This is a genomic window from Mesorhizobium wenxiniae, from assembly GCF_002284535.1.
GTDB lineage: Bacteria > Pseudomonadota > Alphaproteobacteria > Rhizobiales > Rhizobiaceae > Mesorhizobium > Mesorhizobium wenxiniae.
In genome coordinates this window covers 278,756-295,531 of sequence record NZ_NPKH01000014.1, presented here as the reverse complement: position 1 = coordinate 295,531, position 16,776 = coordinate 278,756, and the positions used below count along the sequence as shown (strand labels likewise).

Below are 16,776 nucleotides of genomic sequence, written 5' to 3'. Positions count from 1 at the left end.
CTTTCGTATCCGCGCTGCGCCGACCGCCATGTGGCAGACGGAACGGCTGCGCTGATCCGGCGCGCCTCGTGGCGGCGGGCGCATCCTGCCCAGCGAAGTATTACCCATCAACTTTTCTGACTATATTGCGGTGCAACTTTGATGTAGAAGCTCATTCGCCGATCACGGCAAGTTGAACACGGCCTTGCGCGCACCCATATCGGCGACGCGCCCGAGTTAGAAGACGCGGCCTGGCCGAACCCCGCGCACTGGAAAAACGACGATGCCGAAATACAGGTTTCACAAGCTTGCAGCCATTGTTGTGCTTGTCGGGTTCGCTGCATGGATGGTGACGGGCGAGTTCTCGTCCGTCGGCAGCGCGGCCGCCGACAACGAACCGGAGGTCGAGCAGCCAAAAGCGGCTGACGCCAGCAAGGCCAAGCCCAGTGAGGCAGAGCAGCCCAAGGCGCCCCTGCGCACCGTCGCGACCATAACTCCGCCCAGGCGAACCTATGCGCGCGCCATCCGCATTTCCGGACTGACCGAAGCCGATAAGCGCGCGGTCCTGGCGACGCGCGTCGCCGGCGTCATCGACAAGCTTCCGGTCAAGCAGGGACAGCGCGTCAAGACCGGCGACCTCGTGCTGATGTTGGCAGCCGAGGAAAAGCTTTCGGCGGTCAGCAACGCCAAGCAGCTTCTGGTTCAGCGTCAGGCCGAACTCGACGCGGCGTTGCGGTTGGCGAAAACCGGCAATCTGCCCAAGCTGCAGCTCGATACGGCGCGCTCGAATTTGACCTCGGCGCAGGCTCTGCTGGAGACGGCGCAAGCCGAGCTTGACCGCAACGAAGTGAAGGCGCCCTTCGACGGCGTCATCGACCGAGTGCCGGTGGAGCTTGGCAGTTCCGTGATGCAGGGCGGCGAAGTGGCGACCATTCTGAGCCTTGATCCGGTGATCGCCCGCGGCGAGGTCAGCGAACGCGATCTCGGCTATCTGAAGATCGGCGACAAGGCGAATGTCCGGTTGGTCAGCGGCCAGAATGTCGAGGGCACCGTGCGCTATATCAGCCGCGACGCCTCGTCCGCCACCCGCACCTTCCGCGTCGAGATCGCAATCCCCAACCCCGAGGGCACTATTCCGGCCGGGATGACCGCCGAGATCGCGCTAAGCGCGCAGCCGACCGACGCCGTCATTCTGCCGCGCTCCGTGGTGACGCTGGGCGACAAGGGCGACCTCGGCATTCGCGCCGTCGACAAGGACGACAAGGTCGTGTTCTTCCCGATCGACCTGGTCGACGACACGCCAACCGGCCTAGTGCTCGGCGGCATCCCCGTCGATGCGCGCATCATCGTCGCCGGCCAGGAACTGGTGAAGGAAGGCGAAGTGGTCAAGCCGGTCGAGGCCGACCGGGCGACCATCCAAAAGCTGTTGGGCGAAGCGACGGCCGGGACGCAATAATCATGGATATCGTAAAACTCGCAATCAACAACGCCCGGCTGACCATTTCGGTCCTGGTCTTCCTCATCCTTGCGGGTGCGGTCGCCTATCAGTCGACACCGAAGGAAGCGGAACCCGACGTTCCGATTCCCATGATGTATGTCAGCCTGATCTATCAGGGCATCTCGCCTGAGGATTCGGAACGCCTTCTGCTGCGGCCGATGGAAGCCAAGCTGAAAAGCCTCAAAGGTCTCAAGGAGATGCGTTCGGCCGCCTTCCAGGGCGGCGGTTACGTGCTGGTCGAATTCCACCCGCAGACGGATCTGGCGACGGCGTTGCAGGACACGCGCAGCAAGGTCCAGGATGGCAAGGCCGACCTGCCGCAGGCTGCCGAGGAGCCTGTAGTCTCCGAAGTCAACGTCTCCGAGTTCCCCGTCCTTGTCGTGACCCTGTCGGGCGAAGTGCCCGAGCGCATGCTGACGGCGGCGGCGCGCGAGTTGCGCGACCGCATCGAGGAAGTGCCTGGCGTGCTGGAGGGCTCGCTGCAGGGCGCCCGCGACGATCTCGTCGAAGTCGTCATCGATCCGATGAAACTGTCTTCCTACGGGCTGCAGCTCGAGCAACTGATCGGTGCTGTCGGTGATTCCAACAGTCTTGTCGCCGCCGGCAACATCGAAGGATCCGAGGGCAAATACGCGGTCAAGGTGCCGTCGCTGATCGAGACGCCGGAGGACGTGGCGGCGCTTCCGATCGTCGCCGGCCCCAATGCCGTTGTGCAGGCCAAGGATATCGCCACCGTCCGCTCCACCTTCAAGGACGCCGAGACGGTGACCCGTCTCGACGGCAAGCCGGCGATCGCCATCGAGGTGAAGAAGCGCATCGGCTCCAACCTGATCGACACGATCGCCCAGGTGAGGGCCGTGTCCGATGCCTTCATAAAAACCATGCCGGAAGGTATGCACGTCACCTACACGCAGGACAAATCGATCTTCGTCAACCAGTTGCTCGGCGATCTGCAGAATCACGTCATGATCGCCGTGATCCTGGTGTTCATCGTCATTCTCTACGCGCTCTCGGGCCGTGCATCGCTGTTGATCGGACTGGCCATCCCATCGTCCTTCCTGATCGGCATTCTGCTGTTGGCCATGATGGGCTACACGATCAACATGATCGTGCTGTTCAGCCTCATCCTGGCGGTCGGCATGCTCGTCGATGACGCCATCATCGTCACCGAATTCGCCGAGCGGCGGATGAGCGAAGGCATGCCTAAGGCAGAGGCCTTCGCACTTGCCGCCAAGCGCATGGCCGGTCCAGTTATCGCCGCGACGATGACGCGCATCGCCGCCTTCTCGCCGCTGCTGTTCTGGCCGGGTATCATCGGCGATTTCATGAAATACATGCCGATCACGCTGATCGTCACGCTTTCGGCCTCGATGCTCTATGCGCTGGTCTTTGCGCCGGCGCTCGGCGCCCTGTTCGCCAAGGCGCCGCCGCATCACGAGAATGACAACCGCGACGGCTGGTACATGGCCGTGGTCAAGCAGGCGGTTCGCTTTCCCATTACCGTACTTCTGCTCACCGTTGGCCTTTTGTTCGGTGTCGGCTTTGCATATTCGAAATACGGCGCCGGCGTCGAGTTCTTCCCGAATGTCGAGCCTGACTACGGCCTGCTCTATGTGCACGCCCGCGGCAACCTTTCGCTCGCCGAAATGGATGCCGCCACGAAGACCGCCGAGAACCGGCTTCTTGGCTGGCCGGGCGTGAAATCGGTCTACACCCGTGTCGGCAAGACCCAAGGCGGCGGCCAGGACATTCCTGAAGACGTAGTCGGCGTAATCCAGTACGAGTTCGTCGACTGGCGCGAGCGCAAATCGGCGAACGCGATCCTGGACGAACTGCGCGGCGTCATGGCCGGCATTCCCGGCGTCGATGTCGAGGTTCGCGTGCCCGAGGCCGGCCCGCCCACCGGCAAGCCGATCCAGATCAGGCTTTCGGCCGTCGACCCGAAAGGTCTCGACGACAAGGCGCGCGCCGTCGCCGCGCGCATTGCCAAGGTGCCCGGCGTCATCGACATTTCCGACGGCCTGCCGCCGCCCGGCGTCGACTGGGCGCTCGACGTCGATCGCGCCAAGGCGGCGCAATACGGCATCAGCCCGACCTCGGTCGGAACGGTTGTGCAACTGGTGACGAACGGGCTGAAGCTCAGTGAATACCGGCCAGCCGGTGCTGACGACGCCGTCGACATCAGGCTGCGTCTGCCCGAGGACCGGCGCACGCTGTCGACACTCGACGACCTCCGGGTGCAGACTTCGCAAGGTTCGGTGCCGATCTCGAATTTCGTCGTGCGCAAGCCCGAGCCGACCGTCGGTATCCTCAACCGCATCGACGGCGCGCGCACGGTGGTCGTCCAGGCCAATGTCGCCGCCGGCGAGCAAGTCGCTTCTGTCCAGCAGCAGGTCAGCCAGGCGGTCGCCGATATGGATCTCGGCAGCGGCATACGCTGGAAGCTCGCCGGCTCGAACGAGGACAGCGCCGAGGCCAGCGCCTTCCTCAGCAAGGCCTTCGGTGCCGCGATCTTACTGATCTTCTTGGTGCTTCTGATGCAGTTCAACAAGTTCACCAGCGTCTGGCTGGTGCTGTCCTGCGTGGTTATGGCGACGGTCGGGGTGTTCCTGGGATTGCTTTTGACAGGAGAGGCGTTCGGCATCGTCATGTCGGGCATCGGCGTCATCGCGCTCGCCGGCGTGGTGGTGAACAACAACATCGTGCTGATCGACACTTATGACCGGCTGCGCGAAGAGGGCTGGGACAAGATGGACGCGGTGCTGCAGACCTGCCGTGAGCGTGCCCGGCCGGTCGTGCTGACGGCGGTGTCGGCGATCCTCGGCGTGCTGCCGATCGCTTTCGGCCTCGGTCTCGAAATCTTCCATCACGAGACGACGATCAACGCGCCGTCGACGCAATGGTGGATATCGCTGTCGTCGGCGATCGTCTTCGGCCTGTCCTTCGCCACCTTGCTGACGCTGGTGGTGACACCGTCCATGCTGATGGTGTTCACGCGCAGTAAGAACAGCCGCTTCTATGCATTCTTCCGTCGGGTGTTCCGGCGCGGCAAGACAGTCGGGGCGACTGTCGAGGCCCCCGCAAGACCGGGCTCGCTTGACGAGTCGGCGATCGCCTTCCCGAAGGCCGCCGAATAGGCCAACTTTGCTTGGAGTGCCGAGCGTATTCTGATCGCGCAAAGAAAAGGCCGCCGGGAACAACCCAGCGGCCTTTTGCATTGTCTGTCATGCGACACCTCAAAGCGGGGAGTTTCTCATGACGCTCAGCACCATTCTCGTCATCATTCTGATCCTCATTCTGATCGGCGCGGTGCCGGCATGGCCTCATTCGCGTTCCTGGGGTTATGGTCCCTCCGGCATCGTCGGCGTCATCCTGATCGTGTTGCTGGTGTTGCTGCTGATGGGCAGGATTTGACCCGGAGTTTGGTGCGCTCGACAACGTACAGCGCTGCGCGACTTCTGAGGGCGCAGCGCTGTAGCATTTGATTTTCGCTTGGTTCTTTCCGAGCCTTCGGTTCGGACCATCCGCTGGGTACCATTTTCCGTTTTCAGGCAGCTTTCGAAACGCGGTCAATCGTGGCGACACTGAGATCATCGAGAGCGCCTGCCACCGCCTTATGCAGGGGCGTATGCGGGATCGTGCCGATGATGCCTTCCAGCCTTGCCGAGACCAGCCGGTGCGGTTCGAAGCGCAGATAGGACATCGAGACGATCTCGCGCCACATTGCCACGAACGGGCTGCCAGCGCGCAGCACCCACCACGGCATCGACGTCAGTTTCAGCGTGCGCCCGAGCGCTTTTTCCGCGGCCGCCTTGATCTCGAGATCGGTAACGGCGTGGTCGGGAAAGTTCAGCGATTCGTAGGAGCCGAGCTTGTCGAGATTCTCGGCTAGCCCGACGAACGCCTTGGCCAAGTCCGGAAGGTAGGCCCATTCATGCACGAGATCGACCGGCCCGGGAGCGGTATAGACGCCCTTGTCCATCTTGGCGGCGACGATCAGATCGAACCACGCTCCGCTGCCGGTGCCGCCGAAGAAATCGCCGGCCCGCAGCAGAATGGTGCGCACTCGACCCGCTTCGGCCTCGCGGCGAAAGAGGTCTTCCATGGCGACGCGGATGCGGCCCTTTTCGGTCGTCGGGTGGAACGGCGTGTCTTCGGTGATGACCTCCGGCATCGGCGAGCCGTAATTGTAAACGCTACCGGGAGCGAGGTGCAATGCGTCGTTCGCCCGGCACGCGGCCATGACATTCTCGGCCATCGGCAGGCACTTGCCCCAGTCGGTGTAGATCGGGTTGAGGCCGTTGAAGATGATGTCGACGCCTTCGGTGGCGCGGATAAGCGCTTCGCGATCGAGCCCGTCGCCGGCGACGGCGATGGCGCCTGTGAGTTCTGCCGCGATCTTGCCGCTGCGGGTGATGGCGCGGACTTCATAGCCAGCGTCGATGAAGGCCTTGGCCACCACGCGGCCGAGCCGGCCATTGGCACCCAGAATTGCGATCTTCGTCATTTTTCGTCTCCGTGTTTGCGTTACAGTCACAATATGATCCGTCCGCAAACGAATAGAAATTGACTGAATTTTGCGACGTGATATTCAGTTTTGAATGGAATTCGACTGGAACCTGATCAAGAGTTTCGTCACAGTGGCGGAAACCGGCAGCCTGTCCGCTGCCGCGCGCAAGCTGGCTGCAAGCCAGCCGACGCTCGGCCGCCATATCGCCGAGCTGGAGCAGGCGCTCGGCGTCACCCTGTTCCGGCGCGGGCGGCGCGGCTATGCGCTGACGGAAGCCGGCAGCACGCTCTACGAACGCGGCCGGGCAGTGAGCGAGCAGGCAAGCGCCTTTTCGCTATTGGCGCTGGGATCGGTCGAGGCGATCGAAGGCACGGTACGCATTGCCGCCAGCGAGGTGTTGGCTGCCTATGTCCTGCCCGAGATGACGGCTCGGCTGGGCGCCGAGGAACCCGGCATCGAGGTCGAGATCGTCGCGTCGAACCAGGTCGAGAATCTCTTGCGCCGCGATGCAGACATTGCCATCCGCATGGTGAAGCCGGCGCAGAACGAGTTGGTGGCGCGTAAAGTGGCAGACATTCCGCTCCGCGCCTGCGCGGCAAAATCCTATCTCGATCGGCGTGGCCGTCCGCGCGAACCCGGCGATCTTGCCGGCCACGATCTGATCGGCTTCGACCGCAGCGATGAGATCATTCGCGGCTTTGCCCAGTTTGGTGTCCCGCTCACCCGCAATGCCTTCCGCTTCAGGACCGACAACCAAATGGTGCTTTGGGAGGCGGTGCGGGCGGGAAACGGCATCGGCTTCGGCCAGGAGCCGCTGGCCAATCGCGATCCGCTGGTGGAGACAGTGCTGCCGGCCCTCGCGCTGCCGACGCTGCCGGTATGGCTGGCCATGCACCGGGACGTGCGCACCAGCGTGCGCATCCGCCGTGTCGCGGATTTCCTCTATGAGGAGTTGAAACGCTATTCGGCTGGTGCTGGGTCGGGCGCGAATTCGGCGCGGTGAGCGAGCCCGGCCATCAAAAATACGACGACCAGCAGTCCCGACAAAGCCACGAAGATCGGACCGAAGCTTGAATGCTCGGCGATGAAGCCGATTGCCGACGGCGCCACCAGAATGCCGGAATAGCCCATGGTGGTGACGACGCTCATGCCGGTGCCGGACGACATGCCTTCCTGGTTGCCACCGGCCGAAAACAGGATCGGCACCATATTGGCGATGCCGAAGCCGCAAAAGGCAAAGGCTGAGATGGCGAGCCAGGGCGAGGGCGCCAGCCCGGCCACCAGCATGCCGGCGGCGGCGACAAGCGCCGAGACGCGCAGCGTCGTCACGGCACCGAAACGGTTGCGGACTCCGTCGCCAGCGAAGCGCATGACGGCCATGACGCCGGAAAAAGCGGCGTAGGCCAAACCCGCTATGGCAAGGTCGGTACCGAGTTCCTGTTGCAGGTAAAGCGCCGCCCAGTCGAGCACCGCACCCTCGGAGATCATCGTCAGCAGCGCCATCAGTCCGACCAGATAGACCAGCGGATTTCCAGGCAGCGCGAATTTGTGATGGTTGGTCACCTGCGGCTTATCCTCGGCGACCAGGTAGCGGACTGCCACTGCAATCACTGCGAAAGCGAGAGCCGTCACGACCATCGCATGGGCGAGATGACCGTAGCTCTGGATGGCGAAGCCGCCGAGAGCGCCGCCGGCGAAACCGCCAAGGCTCCAGAAGCCGTGCGAGGACGACATGATGGCGCGGGACAACCGCCGTTCCACCACGACCGCATTGGCGTTCATAGCGACATCCATGCCGCCGATCGAACCGCCGAAGATGAACATGGCTATGGCCGCCAGCGGCACGTTGGGGGCAAGCGCCACAACCAGCAGGCCGAAGCTGCCGATGAGACCGAACCAGCGCAGCACGGTGCGCGAACCATGCCTGGAGATCAGGTGGCCGCACCAAGTCATGGCTGTGACCGCGCCGGCGCCGAACAGCAAGATCAGCAGGCCAAGCGTAAATTTGCTGATATCCAGCCGGGTCAGGACCACCGGGATCTGCGGCGCCCAGGCGCCGGTCAGAAAACCATTGGCGAGGAAGATGGCCGCGACGGCCCATCGTCCACGAATGGCGGTCTGCATGATTTTTAGCGTGTCCATCGTGTAGAATCCGGTGCCACAATAGGTTCGCGCGGCAAATTAGATCGATTCAAACCTCGGTCAAGCGCTCGTTCTTGAAAGTGCTTGGGCCAAGCGACTCGCGACTCGAGGTTGATGAGAGCCGATCGGTTAGTGATCCCTGGGGCCTCTTGCCTCGAACTCCGCCTTCTTGGCATCGGAGGCATCAGTCTGGTTGAGCGCCTGCCATTCGGCATAGGGCATTCCGTAGATGATCTCGCGCGATTGGTCCTTGCTGAGATCGACGCCCTCGGCCTCCGCGGCGTCGCGATACCAGTTGGAGAGACAGTTGCGGCAGAAGCCGGCGAGGTTCATCAGGTCGATGTTCTGCACGTCCGTGCGTTCGCGCAGATGCGCGACCAGCCGGCGGAAGGCGGCGGCTTCGAAATCGCGTTTTTGCGCGTCGCTGAGTTCCGTCATCGAAACCTCCTTACAGCGGCCCGGTGCGCGAGCCGAATCGTTTGACGTGATGTATATCGGGACGGCGGTTGATCGCGTCAACGATCGGCGCCAGCCGTTCGGCCCAGGCGACCGCATCCTTCCGACCGGCGATCAGGTCCTGACGGATTTCGATCAGCGCATGGGCAAAGCCGTTGACTATGGCATGCCTGAACATGGTGTCGCCGCGCAATGCGCCGTCATAGGGCTCGTTGTCGCCGACGATTAGGCTTTTGTCCTCGGCAAGCATTTCGATCAGCGGTCGCGCCACCCGGTCGTCGCGATCCCACAAGACACCAACATGCCAAGGGCGCACGAATCCCTGCATGAATGGGGTGAAGGAATGTACCGAAAAGATGAAGGGCGCGCTTGCGGAAGCCTGTGCCACCGAGGCGATCATTGCGCCGACCGCATCGTGATAGGGCCGATAGAAGCGGTCGAGCCGCCTTTCACGTTCTTTCAAGGCAAGTGGATAATTTCCCGAAATGACGGTGCCGTCATAGAGTTGGCGGATCAGCGTCGGATCGTCCTCGCCGCGATTGGGATCGATCAGAAGTCGCGAAAAATTGGCGAGTACCGCCGGCACGCCGAGCAAAGCTGCCAGTGCGCGCGTCACCGTCTCGACACCGATGTCGTAGGCGATATGGCGATCGAATTCCGCCGCCGGCAAGCCGAGGCTGCCATACTCTTCCGGCAAGTCGCGACGGGCGTGATCGGCCAAAAGCACGATGCCTCGCTTGCGGTCGCCCTCGACGATGTCGAAAGGCGCGAAAACTGTGGATCGGGTCATCGGCGGGAAATGGTCTGTTCGCTGGCTTCCGGGGAGGATGGTATCGTCATTCCACGAAGGGGATGATTACGCAATGCCGTCGTTTGGCCACGGTTTCTGCGGAAATCTGGCGGAAGGCAAAAGATCGTGCGCCGAAGCCTTTCTAAATCGATTGGAATTGAGCAAAAGGCCGCGTTGACATGCGCACGGACTTTTCCGAAAAGGGGCGTTGAGAGATGCGAATGTGGTTCTTGAGGGATTTCAGGATGGGTTCCGCCGGCAGGCCGCGCGTGCGCTATGCCTTCGCCATGCCGCTCCTCACCCTTGCTGTGGGCCTCGCCGCGATGGTTGCGGCCTCGCCGGCGCGCGCCGATTTCCGTGTCTGCAACGCCACGCAGAACCTGGTCGGCGTCGGCATCGGCTATCGCGCCAAAGCCGGCTGGATCACCGAAGGCTGGTGGCACATCGAGGGATCGAGCTGCAAGACGCTGATCGAAGGGCCGCTGTCATCAAGATTTTACTATCTTTATGCAGAAGACGCCGAGCGCGGCGGGCGCTGGGATGGCCCGATCAACATGTGCGTGGCCGAAAAAGAGTTCAAGATCGCCGGCGTTACCGACTGCGTCGCCCGGGGCTTCCAGCGCGCCGGATTCCAGGAATATGACACGGGCGAGCAGGCAAGCTGGATGGTCCAGCTGACCGATGACCCCGCAACGGGGGGCGTTCCAGCCGCCCCGGGAACAAACAGTCAATGAGACGCAGCCGCAAGGTCAAGATACTCGCCACTATCGGTCCGGCCTCCTCCTCCGAGGACATGCTGAAGAAGCTCTTCGAAGCCGGCGCCGACGTGTTTCGCATCAATATGAGCCACACCGATCATGAATTGATGCGCACACTTGTCGGTCGCATCCGTACCGTCGAGAAAGCGGTCGGCCGGCCGATCGGCATTCTCGCCGATCTGCAGGGGCCCAAGCTGCGGGTCGGCAAGTTTACCAACGGCAAAGAGACGCTGACACTCGGCCAGACCTTCACGCTGGACGACAATCCCGAGCCCGGCAATTCGACCAGGGTCTATCTGCCCCACCCGGAAATCCTGAGATCGGTCGAGGCCGGTCACCGCCTTTTGATCGACGACGGCAAGCTCGAGCTGAAGGCGGTGAAGAGCGACGGCAAGGCGATCGTCTGCACCGTCGTCGCCGGCACCAGCATCTCAGACAAGAAGGGCGTCAGCCTGCCCGACACCGATCTGCCGGTCGGCGCGCTGACCGAAAAGGACCGCAGGGATCTCGATGCGGTGCTGGCCACCGGCGTCGACTGGGTGGCGCTGTCATTCGTCCAGCGTCCGGAGGATTTGGCCGAAGCGCGCAAGATCGCGCGCGGCCGGGCGCTCATCATGGCCAAGATCGAAAAGCCTCAGGCCGTCGCTCGGCTGGCCGAGATCATCGAACTTTCGGATGCCTTGATGGTTGCCCGCGGCGATCTCGGCGTCGAAATGCCTCTTGAAGCCGTGCCCGGCATCCAGAAGCAGATCACCCGCGCCGCGCGCCGCGCCGGCAAGCCGGTGGTGATCGCCACGCAGATGCTGGAATCCATGATCACCGCGCCGGTGCCGACCCGCGCCGAGGTGTCGGACGTCTCGATCGCCGTGTTCGAAGGCGCCGACGCTATCATGCTCTCGGCCGAGTCCGCGGCCGGCGCCTACCCGGTCGAGGCAGTGGCGATGATGAACCGCATCGCCAGCAAGGTCGAAATCGACCCGACCTATGCCGGCATCATCAATGCGCAGCGCTCGGAGCCGGAAGCGACCGGCGCCGACGCCATCTCGCTCGCCGCCCGCGAAATCGCCGAGACGCTGAAACTGTCGGCGATCATCAGCTATACGGCGTCGGGCACGACCGGCCTGCGCGCCGCGCGCGAGCGGCCGCAGGTGCCGATCGTCGCGCTGTCGCCGATCGTCAACACGGCGCGGCGGCTGTCGCTTCTGTGGGGTACGCATTGCGTCGTCTCGCCCGACGCCATCGACCTCGACGACATGGTCGACCGCGCCTGCCGCATCGCTTTGGACGAGGGGTTCGGCAAGCCGGGCGATCGGGTCATCATCACGGCCGGCGTGCCGCTGAGGACGCCGGGCTCCACCAACATGCTGCGCATCGCCTATGTCGGGTCGGACGTGCAGGTTAGAGGTTAATGCAAGTGGCCCAAAAATGCGCAGCGATCTTGGGATGAAAACAAACATCCAAAGCGCGCCGCATGAATCTCTTCAAACGCGACGGGCTTTGAGCCGCTCACCGGCGAATTCACCAAGCTGACGCCTTGCCTCTATGGGGCCATGAGCGCAGCGACTTTCTGGCCCGGACCGAATCAAGTCGGTGAGGCGACGGCGAGCACGATCGAGATTATCAGCAAGAGCGGCCCCATCCATTTGAAATGGCTGGGAAGGCGTGCCAACCAGGCCCGTTGTCCAGCCTGGGGTTGGTTTGGCGTCTGGAGAAACCCGTAGCCGATGCCCGACATCCATAGGCCGACGCAAAACATTATAAATTCGTCGATATAAGCTGCAATCATGATTGCCTAATCCCCCTGACCCCCAGACAGGAAAGTGATGAGGCGGCCCAACACATGCGCAATCGCCTTCACGGCTACTACGACGAGGTCGGCCTCGGGCCCGTGCCCCAACCGTGCGAGCCCTTTCCCAGCTTCGACGAAGAGCGCCTAGACATTGTGCTTGAGCTACGCCCAAAGGTGGTCAGCTTCCATTTTGGCCTGCCCGACACCAAAATTGTGCAACAGCTGAAAGAGGCCGGCTGTGTTCTCTTGTGCTCGGCCACCACTGTCTCGGAAGCGCGGCAAATTGAGGCAGCGGGGGTGAACGCTATCATCGCTCAGGGATACGAGGCGGGTGGCCATCGCGGCACATTCACCGGTGATCCCGCAATCGACACAGTCGGCACGATGGCGCTGGTGCCGCAGATCGTTGATGCCGTGCGCGTGCCTGTCATTGCAGCCGGCGGCATCTTCGACGGTCGCGGCATTGCTGCCAGCTTTGCACTCGGTGCATCTGGTGTGCAGATCGGCACGGCCTTCCTGGCTTGCCCCGAGGCCAATGTGCAGCCAGTCTATCGCGCCGGGTTGCGCGCAGCCTCTGACGAGAGCACGTCGGTCGCTCGTTGCTTCACTGGCCGCCCAGCGCGCGTGGTGCGTAACCGGTTTGTGTTGGAGATGGCTGGCGAGGAAGATGCCGCACTGGAGTTTCCGTTGCAGGCGAGCCTGGCATTGCCGCTTTCGATGGCAGTGGATGAAAGCAGGCGGGCTGATTTCCTGCCCATCTGGGCCGGGCAGGGCGTTGCGAAATTGCGGGAGATGACGGCAACTGCCCTTGTGGAGAAACTCGTCGCGGAAGCTGGTCCATGACGGCACCGACGATGCCATCGGCCGAGAGACATCGGCAGAGAAAACCGGGTATGCGCCCGTGAACTGGGGCTGACGCGACAGTCTCACCAGAGTTTCAGCCTTGCGGGCCCGGCCCTCCGGCATCAGATCCCTTCGCCGGCAAGTTCTTCCGAAAGCGTGCCGACCTGATCCTGCGCGCTGCGCATCATCGGGTAGATACTGAGCACGCGCTGCCACGCTTCCAGCGCCGACTGCTTGTGGCCGGTTACGGCCATGATCTGAGCCAGGCCGGACAGTGCGCCAAAATGGCGCGGCTCGAGCTGCAGCGTGCGGTCGATGTCCGCCATCGATTTTCCAAAGTTATTCATCATGAAATGTACGGTGGCGCGCCGGTTCCAACCTTCCGCATAGGCCGGTTGCAAGGTCACCACCTGGTCGAGGAAGTCGAGCGCCACGTCGAACTTTTTTTCTTCGGCCGCCTTTTGCGACCATTGCATCATCAGGTCGATCGAGGCGCTGCCGGATTGCGACCACTCGTGCGAGATGCGCGCGGCGATGCGCTCGGCGGCCTTTTCATTGCGCTCGCGCTTCAGGTCGACAAACAACTGGTCGAGCCTTGCCTCCCTGGTCGTGGCAACGGGAGGGGCGACCGCATCGTCCGCTTGAGCGGAACCGAAAAGAAAAAGCGCCGCGAAGAATGCAAAGAGAATCCGCATGACCGGAATCTAACCCCGGACAGCAGATCGTCAAACTGAATTTAGCGTGAAAGGGCCGGCAGGCCGGCAAATCATGCAAGCGCGGAGGCAGGCGCCCCACGCGAAAAGACTCAGCCCTGGCGAGCCTTGTAGCGCGGAGCGGTCTTGTTGATGATGTACACGCGGCCCTTGCGGCGAACCAGCTGGTTGTCGCGGTGACGCGCCTTGAGCGCCTTGAGCGAATTCTTGATCTTCATGGTCTTGCCCGTCGGTCTGGGCCCGCTTGGGCCGAATTATTAAGGCGCGCTCGGAAAGCGCGCCTCTCAACTTGTGCGTGGCTCATAAACGAGGAGCCTTGCCCGTGTCAACCGCAGCATGTGGCGAGTTTGAGTTTCCGCCCTATCGAAGGCATTAGAGCAGCGCCGTCCAATAGCCTCAAACGTGACGGCTCATTCGCGTAAAATGGCCCATCTTGCGGCCGGGGCGCGCTTCGGACTTGCCGTAGAGATGCAGCATCAGATCAGGCTCGGCGAGCAGGGCTGGGACGCGCAGGACATCGTCGCCGATCAGGTTCTCCATGACGCAGTCGAAATGGCGGCCGGGATTTCCCAGCGGCAGGCCGGCGACGGCGCGAATGTGCTGCTCGAACTGCGAGACGATGCAGGCGGCTTCCGTCCAGTGGCCGGAATTGTGGACGCGCGGCGCGATCTCATTGGCCAGCAGCGCGCCGTCGGTAAGGACGAAGAACTCGATGCCGATGACACCGACATAATCGAGCGCGGCAAGTATTTTTGCCGCCGCCGCCTGCGCTGCAGCGGCGGTCTCGGACCCTATCCTGGCCGGCAGGGTCGAGCGGTGCAGGATGCCGTCACGGTGGACGTTTTCTGCCGGATCGTAGGCGGCGAGCGAACCATCCATGCCGCGCGCCGCGATCACCGAAAACTCCCGCTCGAAGTCGACGAAGGATTCGAGGATCAACGGCACGTTGCCCATCGCCTCGCAGGTGCCGGCAAAGCCGCCCGTTTCCATGTTGCGGAACACGCGCTGGCCCTTGCCGTCATAGCCCATGCGCCGCGTCTTCAATATGCCGCTGCCGTCGAACTTTTTCAGCGCCGCCGTCAACTCGTCGTCATTGTCGACGGGACAGAAATCTGCCGTGGGAATGCCGATGCCGTTGAGGAATTTCTTCTCCGCCACCCGGTCCTGCGCCACTTCCAGCGCGCTTGCCGGCGGATAGACCGGGACTGTGACGGCAAGCGCGCTGGCGGCCATGACCGGCACGTTCTCGAACTCATAGGTGACGACGGCGCTGACTGCCGCCAGTTCGGCGAGCGCAGCCGTGTCGTCATACGCGGCGGCAATCTGCCGGTTGGCGACCTGTGCCGCCGGGCAATCCGGCTGCGGCTCCAGCACGACGGTACGATAGCCAAGGCGGGCGGCGGCCATGGCCAGCATGCGGCCGAGCTGGCCGCCGCCGATGATGCCGATGGTCGATCCGGCAGGCAGGCTCATGGCGTGTCCGTGGGCTCTGCGGCGACCTTGGCGGTCTGGGCGGCGCGCCAGGCATCGAGCCGGGCGGCGAGCTTTTCGTCGGTCAGCGCCAGCACGGCCGCGGCCAGAAGAGCGGCATTTGTGGCGCCCGCCTTGCCGATGGCCAGCGTGCCGACCGGGATGCCGGCCGGCATCTGCACGATAGAGAGCAGCGAGTCCTGTCCGGAAAGCGCCTTCGATTCTACCGGTACGCCAAAAACGGGAAGCGGCGTCATCGCCGCCGTCATGCCCGGCAGGTGCGCCGCACCGCCGGCGCCGGCGATGATCACCCGAAAACCGGCGGCCTTGGCGCCCTTGGCGAAGTCATAGAGCCGGTCGGGAGTGCGATGAGCCGAAACGATCAGCCGCTTGTGCGGGATGCCCAGTGCCTCCAGCGTTTCGGCGGCGTGGCGCATCGTCGCCCAGTCGGACTGACTGCCCATGATGATGGCGACGTCGGCGCGGTGATCATCCAAGCTTCTGCTCCCGGCGGCAAAGGCGCGCATTAGCGGAATTCGGGATCGACGGCAAGCATGCGATGCCTTTGCGCAGCATTCGGGCGCATGGCGCCATCGTTACCTAATCCGGCCAGCGCAAGGCGCCGGCGCTATCCTTGCGAGCCGACTTCATGGCATCCGCAGGACGGTCACTTGCGCTCAACACTGCCCGCAGGCGCTCGGCTACGATCTCCGCCTCGCCAGGATGAAGGTTGCAAGGGTCGAGGAAGAAGTGACCGCGCTCGACCTCGTGGTTGCGGACGATAACGGGAGGCGAACCTGCCGCCAGCGCCGAGGCAAGGCCGGCGGCGGTGAACCTGCTTTCGGGCGTAACAAACACCTGCAGGCGGTCGAGCGGATTGCCGGTCGGATCTGGAATGACATGCCCGGCGATACCGGGCAGCCCTTGCAATGCGTCTCTCCACAGATGCAAAGCCACTTCTTCCCGCTTGCGGATGCCGGCATGGTCGCGCCGCTCCCAGGCCTCCAGGGCGGCCATGGTGCCGGCGATGCTTTCCTTGCCGATTTTCATTGCCCGCGCAACGCCACGATTCTGCAGATAGGCGGCCCGCACCAGATCCTTGCGCCCGGTGACGATGCCGCTTGTCGGTCCGCTGAGGAATTTGTGCCCGCTATAGACGACGATGTCGGCGCCGCGTGCGAGAAAGCCGCGCAAATCGTATTCGGAGGCGGCGTCAACGATCACCGGGACGCCCCTGGCATGGCAGATTTCACAGAATTCCTCGAGCGAAAGCATGCCGTATTGCACGGTGTGGTGCGCAACGACATAGAGGCCTGCCGCGGTACGGTCGTGGATCGCCTCGCGCACATGATAGTCCTGCGTCACGCTGACAGTGCCGGCCGGTACGGCCCTGGCCCCGGCAAGCCGGATCGACTGGTCGATCGGCGCGCCGTAGTTGACGATGTGGCCGAGCTGGACGATGACCTCCGACTTGAGGCCCTCGGCGTCGTCCGGCAGCCGCTCGATCGCCAGAAGATTGGTGCCGGTCATTGTACCGGCAATGGCCATGGTGATGCCGCTGGCGCAGCAGGCCGTGATGAAGCCGGCCTCGCCTCCGGTGAGGCGCGCGACGACCGTGCTTGCGGCGCGTTGCAGGTCGTCCATCTCCACCCATTGCGACGCGATCTCCGACATCGCGGCGATCGCTTCCGGGACGATGATCGAGGCGCCGAGCGCTGTCATCGTGCCGGAAACGTTGATGATCGGGCGGAGGCCGAGCCGTTCGCGAATTGTCGTGTTGGAGCCGTTTGCCGAATAGGTTTTCATTTTTGCGGATCCCATTTGGTAC

Annotated in this window: 17 protein-coding genes; 7 read left to right on the top strand and 10 right to left on the bottom strand. The window is 63.2% G+C overall.

Features of this window, described 5'->3' with window-relative positions; translation table 11 throughout:
• The first annotated feature begins 262 nt into the window (after positions 1-262).
• From CIT31_RS06750 to CIT31_RS06740, 3 genes are all read left to right on the top strand, one after another.
• Complete coding sequence (locus CIT31_RS06750; RefSeq protein ID WP_095517960.1) at positions 263-1,435, top strand: efflux RND transporter periplasmic adaptor subunit; 1,173 nt, start codon at positions 263-265, stop codon at positions 1,433-1,435.
• Positions 1,436-1,437: 2 nt separating this feature from the next.
• Positions 1,438-4,614: an efflux RND transporter permease subunit gene (locus CIT31_RS06745; RefSeq protein ID WP_095517959.1), complete on the top strand. Its 3,177-nt coding sequence runs from the start codon at positions 1,438-1,440 to the stop codon at positions 4,612-4,614.
• Between the two features lie 118 nt (positions 4,615-4,732).
• Positions 4,733-4,891 carry a DUF3309 family protein gene (locus tag CIT31_RS06740; RefSeq protein ID WP_036267059.1) on the top strand — a complete coding sequence of 53 codons (159 nt, stop codon included), beginning with the start codon at positions 4,733-4,735 and terminating at the stop codon, positions 4,889-4,891.
• 133 nt (positions 4,892-5,024) lie between these two features.
• On the opposite strand, the gene CIT31_RS06735 is transcribed toward CIT31_RS06740, so the two are convergent.
• A complete protein-coding gene (locus tag CIT31_RS06735; RefSeq protein ID WP_095517958.1) occupies positions 5,025-5,984 on the bottom strand; it encodes an SDR family oxidoreductase in 960 nt (319 codons plus the stop codon).
• Positions 5,985-6,078: 94 nt separating this feature from the next.
• On the opposite strand from CIT31_RS06735, the gene CIT31_RS06730 reads away from it, so the two are divergent.
• A complete protein-coding gene (locus CIT31_RS06730; RefSeq protein WP_095517957.1) occupies positions 6,079-6,990 on the top strand; it encodes a LysR family transcriptional regulator in 912 nt (303 codons plus the stop codon).
• Here the strand turns inward: CIT31_RS06730 and CIT31_RS06725 are convergent.
• From CIT31_RS06725 to CIT31_RS06715, 3 genes are all read right to left on the bottom strand, one after another.
• The gene (locus CIT31_RS06725) at positions 6,948-8,129 is read right to left on the bottom strand and encodes an MFS transporter (protein ID WP_095517956.1); all 1,182 of its coding nucleotides are present in this window, start codon (positions 8,127-8,129) and stop codon (positions 6,948-6,950) included. The two genes, CIT31_RS06730 and CIT31_RS06725, sit on opposite strands and share 43 nt — an antisense overlap.
• Positions 8,130-8,258: 129 nt before the next feature.
• Positions 8,259-8,567 (bottom strand): DUF1244 domain-containing protein, encoded by a 309-nt coding sequence (locus CIT31_RS06720; RefSeq protein ID WP_065011291.1) that lies wholly within the window; start codon positions 8,565-8,567, stop codon positions 8,259-8,261.
• A 10-nt stretch (positions 8,568-8,577) separates the two neighbouring features.
• A complete protein-coding gene (locus CIT31_RS06715) occupies positions 8,578-9,375 on the bottom strand; it encodes an N-formylglutamate amidohydrolase (RefSeq protein WP_095517955.1) in 798 nt (265 codons plus the stop codon).
• A gap of 287 nt (positions 9,376-9,662) precedes the next feature.
• On the opposite strand from CIT31_RS06715, the gene CIT31_RS06710 reads away from it, so the two are divergent.
• On the top strand, positions 9,663-10,109 hold the full coding sequence (locus CIT31_RS06710) for a DUF1036 domain-containing protein (RefSeq protein WP_245316137.1): 447 nt from the start codon (positions 9,663-9,665) through the stop codon (positions 10,107-10,109).
• Positions 10,106-11,542, top strand: a complete 1,437-nt coding sequence (gene pyk, locus CIT31_RS06705) for a pyruvate kinase (protein WP_095517954.1) — start codon at positions 10,106-10,108, stop codon at positions 11,540-11,542. Before CIT31_RS06710 ends, pyk begins: the two co-directional genes overlap by 4 nt.
• Positions 11,543-11,715: 173 nt before the next feature.
• On the opposite strand, the gene CIT31_RS06700 is transcribed toward pyk, so the two are convergent.
• Positions 11,716-11,919, bottom strand: a complete 204-nt coding sequence (locus CIT31_RS06700; RefSeq protein WP_095517953.1) for a hypothetical protein — start codon at positions 11,917-11,919, stop codon at positions 11,716-11,718.
• Between CIT31_RS06700 and CIT31_RS06695 the strand changes: the two genes are divergently transcribed.
• A complete protein-coding gene (locus tag CIT31_RS06695; protein ID WP_342586910.1) occupies positions 11,905-12,765 on the top strand; it encodes an NAD(P)H-dependent flavin oxidoreductase in 861 nt (286 codons plus the stop codon). The genes CIT31_RS06700 and CIT31_RS06695 overlap by 15 nt on opposite strands.
• A gap of 122 nt (positions 12,766-12,887) precedes the next feature.
• On the opposite strand, the gene CIT31_RS06690 is transcribed toward CIT31_RS06695, so the two are convergent.
• The 5 genes from CIT31_RS06690 to CIT31_RS06670 form a co-directional block, all read right to left on the bottom strand.
• Positions 12,888-13,460, bottom strand: a complete 573-nt coding sequence (locus tag CIT31_RS06690) for a tetratricopeptide repeat protein (RefSeq protein ID WP_095517951.1) — start codon at positions 13,458-13,460, stop codon at positions 12,888-12,890.
• 110 nt (positions 13,461-13,570) lie between these two features.
• The gene (ykgO, locus tag CIT31_RS06685) at positions 13,571-13,696 is read right to left on the bottom strand and encodes a type B 50S ribosomal protein L36 (RefSeq protein ID WP_006327841.1); all 126 of its coding nucleotides are present in this window, start codon (positions 13,694-13,696) and stop codon (positions 13,571-13,573) included.
• 178 nt (positions 13,697-13,874) lie between these two features.
• Complete coding sequence (locus tag CIT31_RS06680) at positions 13,875-14,951, bottom strand: 5-(carboxyamino)imidazole ribonucleotide synthase (protein ID WP_095517950.1); 1,077 nt, start codon at positions 14,949-14,951, stop codon at positions 13,875-13,877.
• Positions 14,948-15,445, bottom strand: coding sequence for a 5-(carboxyamino)imidazole ribonucleotide mutase (gene purE, locus CIT31_RS06675; protein WP_065011353.1), 498 nt, complete (start codon positions 15,443-15,445; stop codon positions 14,948-14,950). The genes CIT31_RS06680 and purE overlap by 4 nt, the downstream gene beginning before the upstream one ends.
• Positions 15,446-15,548: 103 nt before the next feature.
• A complete protein-coding gene (locus CIT31_RS06670) occupies positions 15,549-16,754 on the bottom strand; it encodes an aminotransferase class V-fold PLP-dependent enzyme (RefSeq protein ID WP_095517949.1) in 1,206 nt (401 codons plus the stop codon).
• Positions 16,755-16,776: the final 22 nt, after the last annotated feature.

Coding starts and splice junctions, on each gene's coding strand:
- CIT31_RS06670 (WP_095517949.1), bottom strand. CDS start 16,754: ATGAAAACCTATTCGGCAAACGGCTCCAACACGACAATTCGCGAACGG.
- pyk (WP_095517954.1), top strand. CDS start 10,106: ATGAGACGCAGCCGCAAGGTCAAGATACTCGCCACTATCGGTCCGGCC.
- CIT31_RS06710 (WP_245316137.1), top strand. CDS start 9,663: ATGCCGCTCCTCACCCTTGCTGTGGGCCTCGCCGCGATGGTTGCGGCC.
- CIT31_RS06750 (WP_095517960.1), top strand. CDS start 263: ATGCCGAAATACAGGTTTCACAAGCTTGCAGCCATTGTTGTGCTTGTC.
- CIT31_RS06700 (WP_095517953.1), bottom strand. CDS start 11,919: ATGATTGCAGCTTATATCGACGAATTTATAATGTTTTGCGTCGGCCTA.
- CIT31_RS06745 (WP_095517959.1), top strand. CDS start 1,438: ATGGATATCGTAAAACTCGCAATCAACAACGCCCGGCTGACCATTTCG.
- CIT31_RS06725 (WP_095517956.1), bottom strand. CDS start 8,129: ATGGACACGCTAAAAATCATGCAGACCGCCATTCGTGGACGATGGGCC.
- CIT31_RS06715 (WP_095517955.1), bottom strand. CDS start 9,375: ATGACCCGATCCACAGTTTTCGCGCCTTTCGACATCGTCGAGGGCGAC.
- CIT31_RS06730 (WP_095517957.1), top strand. CDS start 6,079: ATGGAATTCGACTGGAACCTGATCAAGAGTTTCGTCACAGTGGCGGAA.
- ykgO (WP_006327841.1), bottom strand. CDS start 13,696: ATGAAGATCAAGAATTCGCTCAAGGCGCTCAAGGCGCGTCACCGCGAC.
- CIT31_RS06680 (WP_095517950.1), bottom strand. CDS start 14,951: ATGAGCCTGCCTGCCGGATCGACCATCGGCATCATCGGCGGCGGCCAG.
- CIT31_RS06740 (WP_036267059.1), top strand. CDS start 4,733: ATGACGCTCAGCACCATTCTCGTCATCATTCTGATCCTCATTCTGATC.
- CIT31_RS06720 (WP_065011291.1), bottom strand. CDS start 8,567: ATGACGGAACTCAGCGACGCGCAAAAACGCGATTTCGAAGCCGCCGCC.
- CIT31_RS06735 (WP_095517958.1), bottom strand. CDS start 5,984: ATGACGAAGATCGCAATTCTGGGTGCCAATGGCCGGCTCGGCCGCGTG.
- CIT31_RS06690 (WP_095517951.1), bottom strand. CDS start 13,460: ATGCGGATTCTCTTTGCATTCTTCGCGGCGCTTTTTCTTTTCGGTTCC.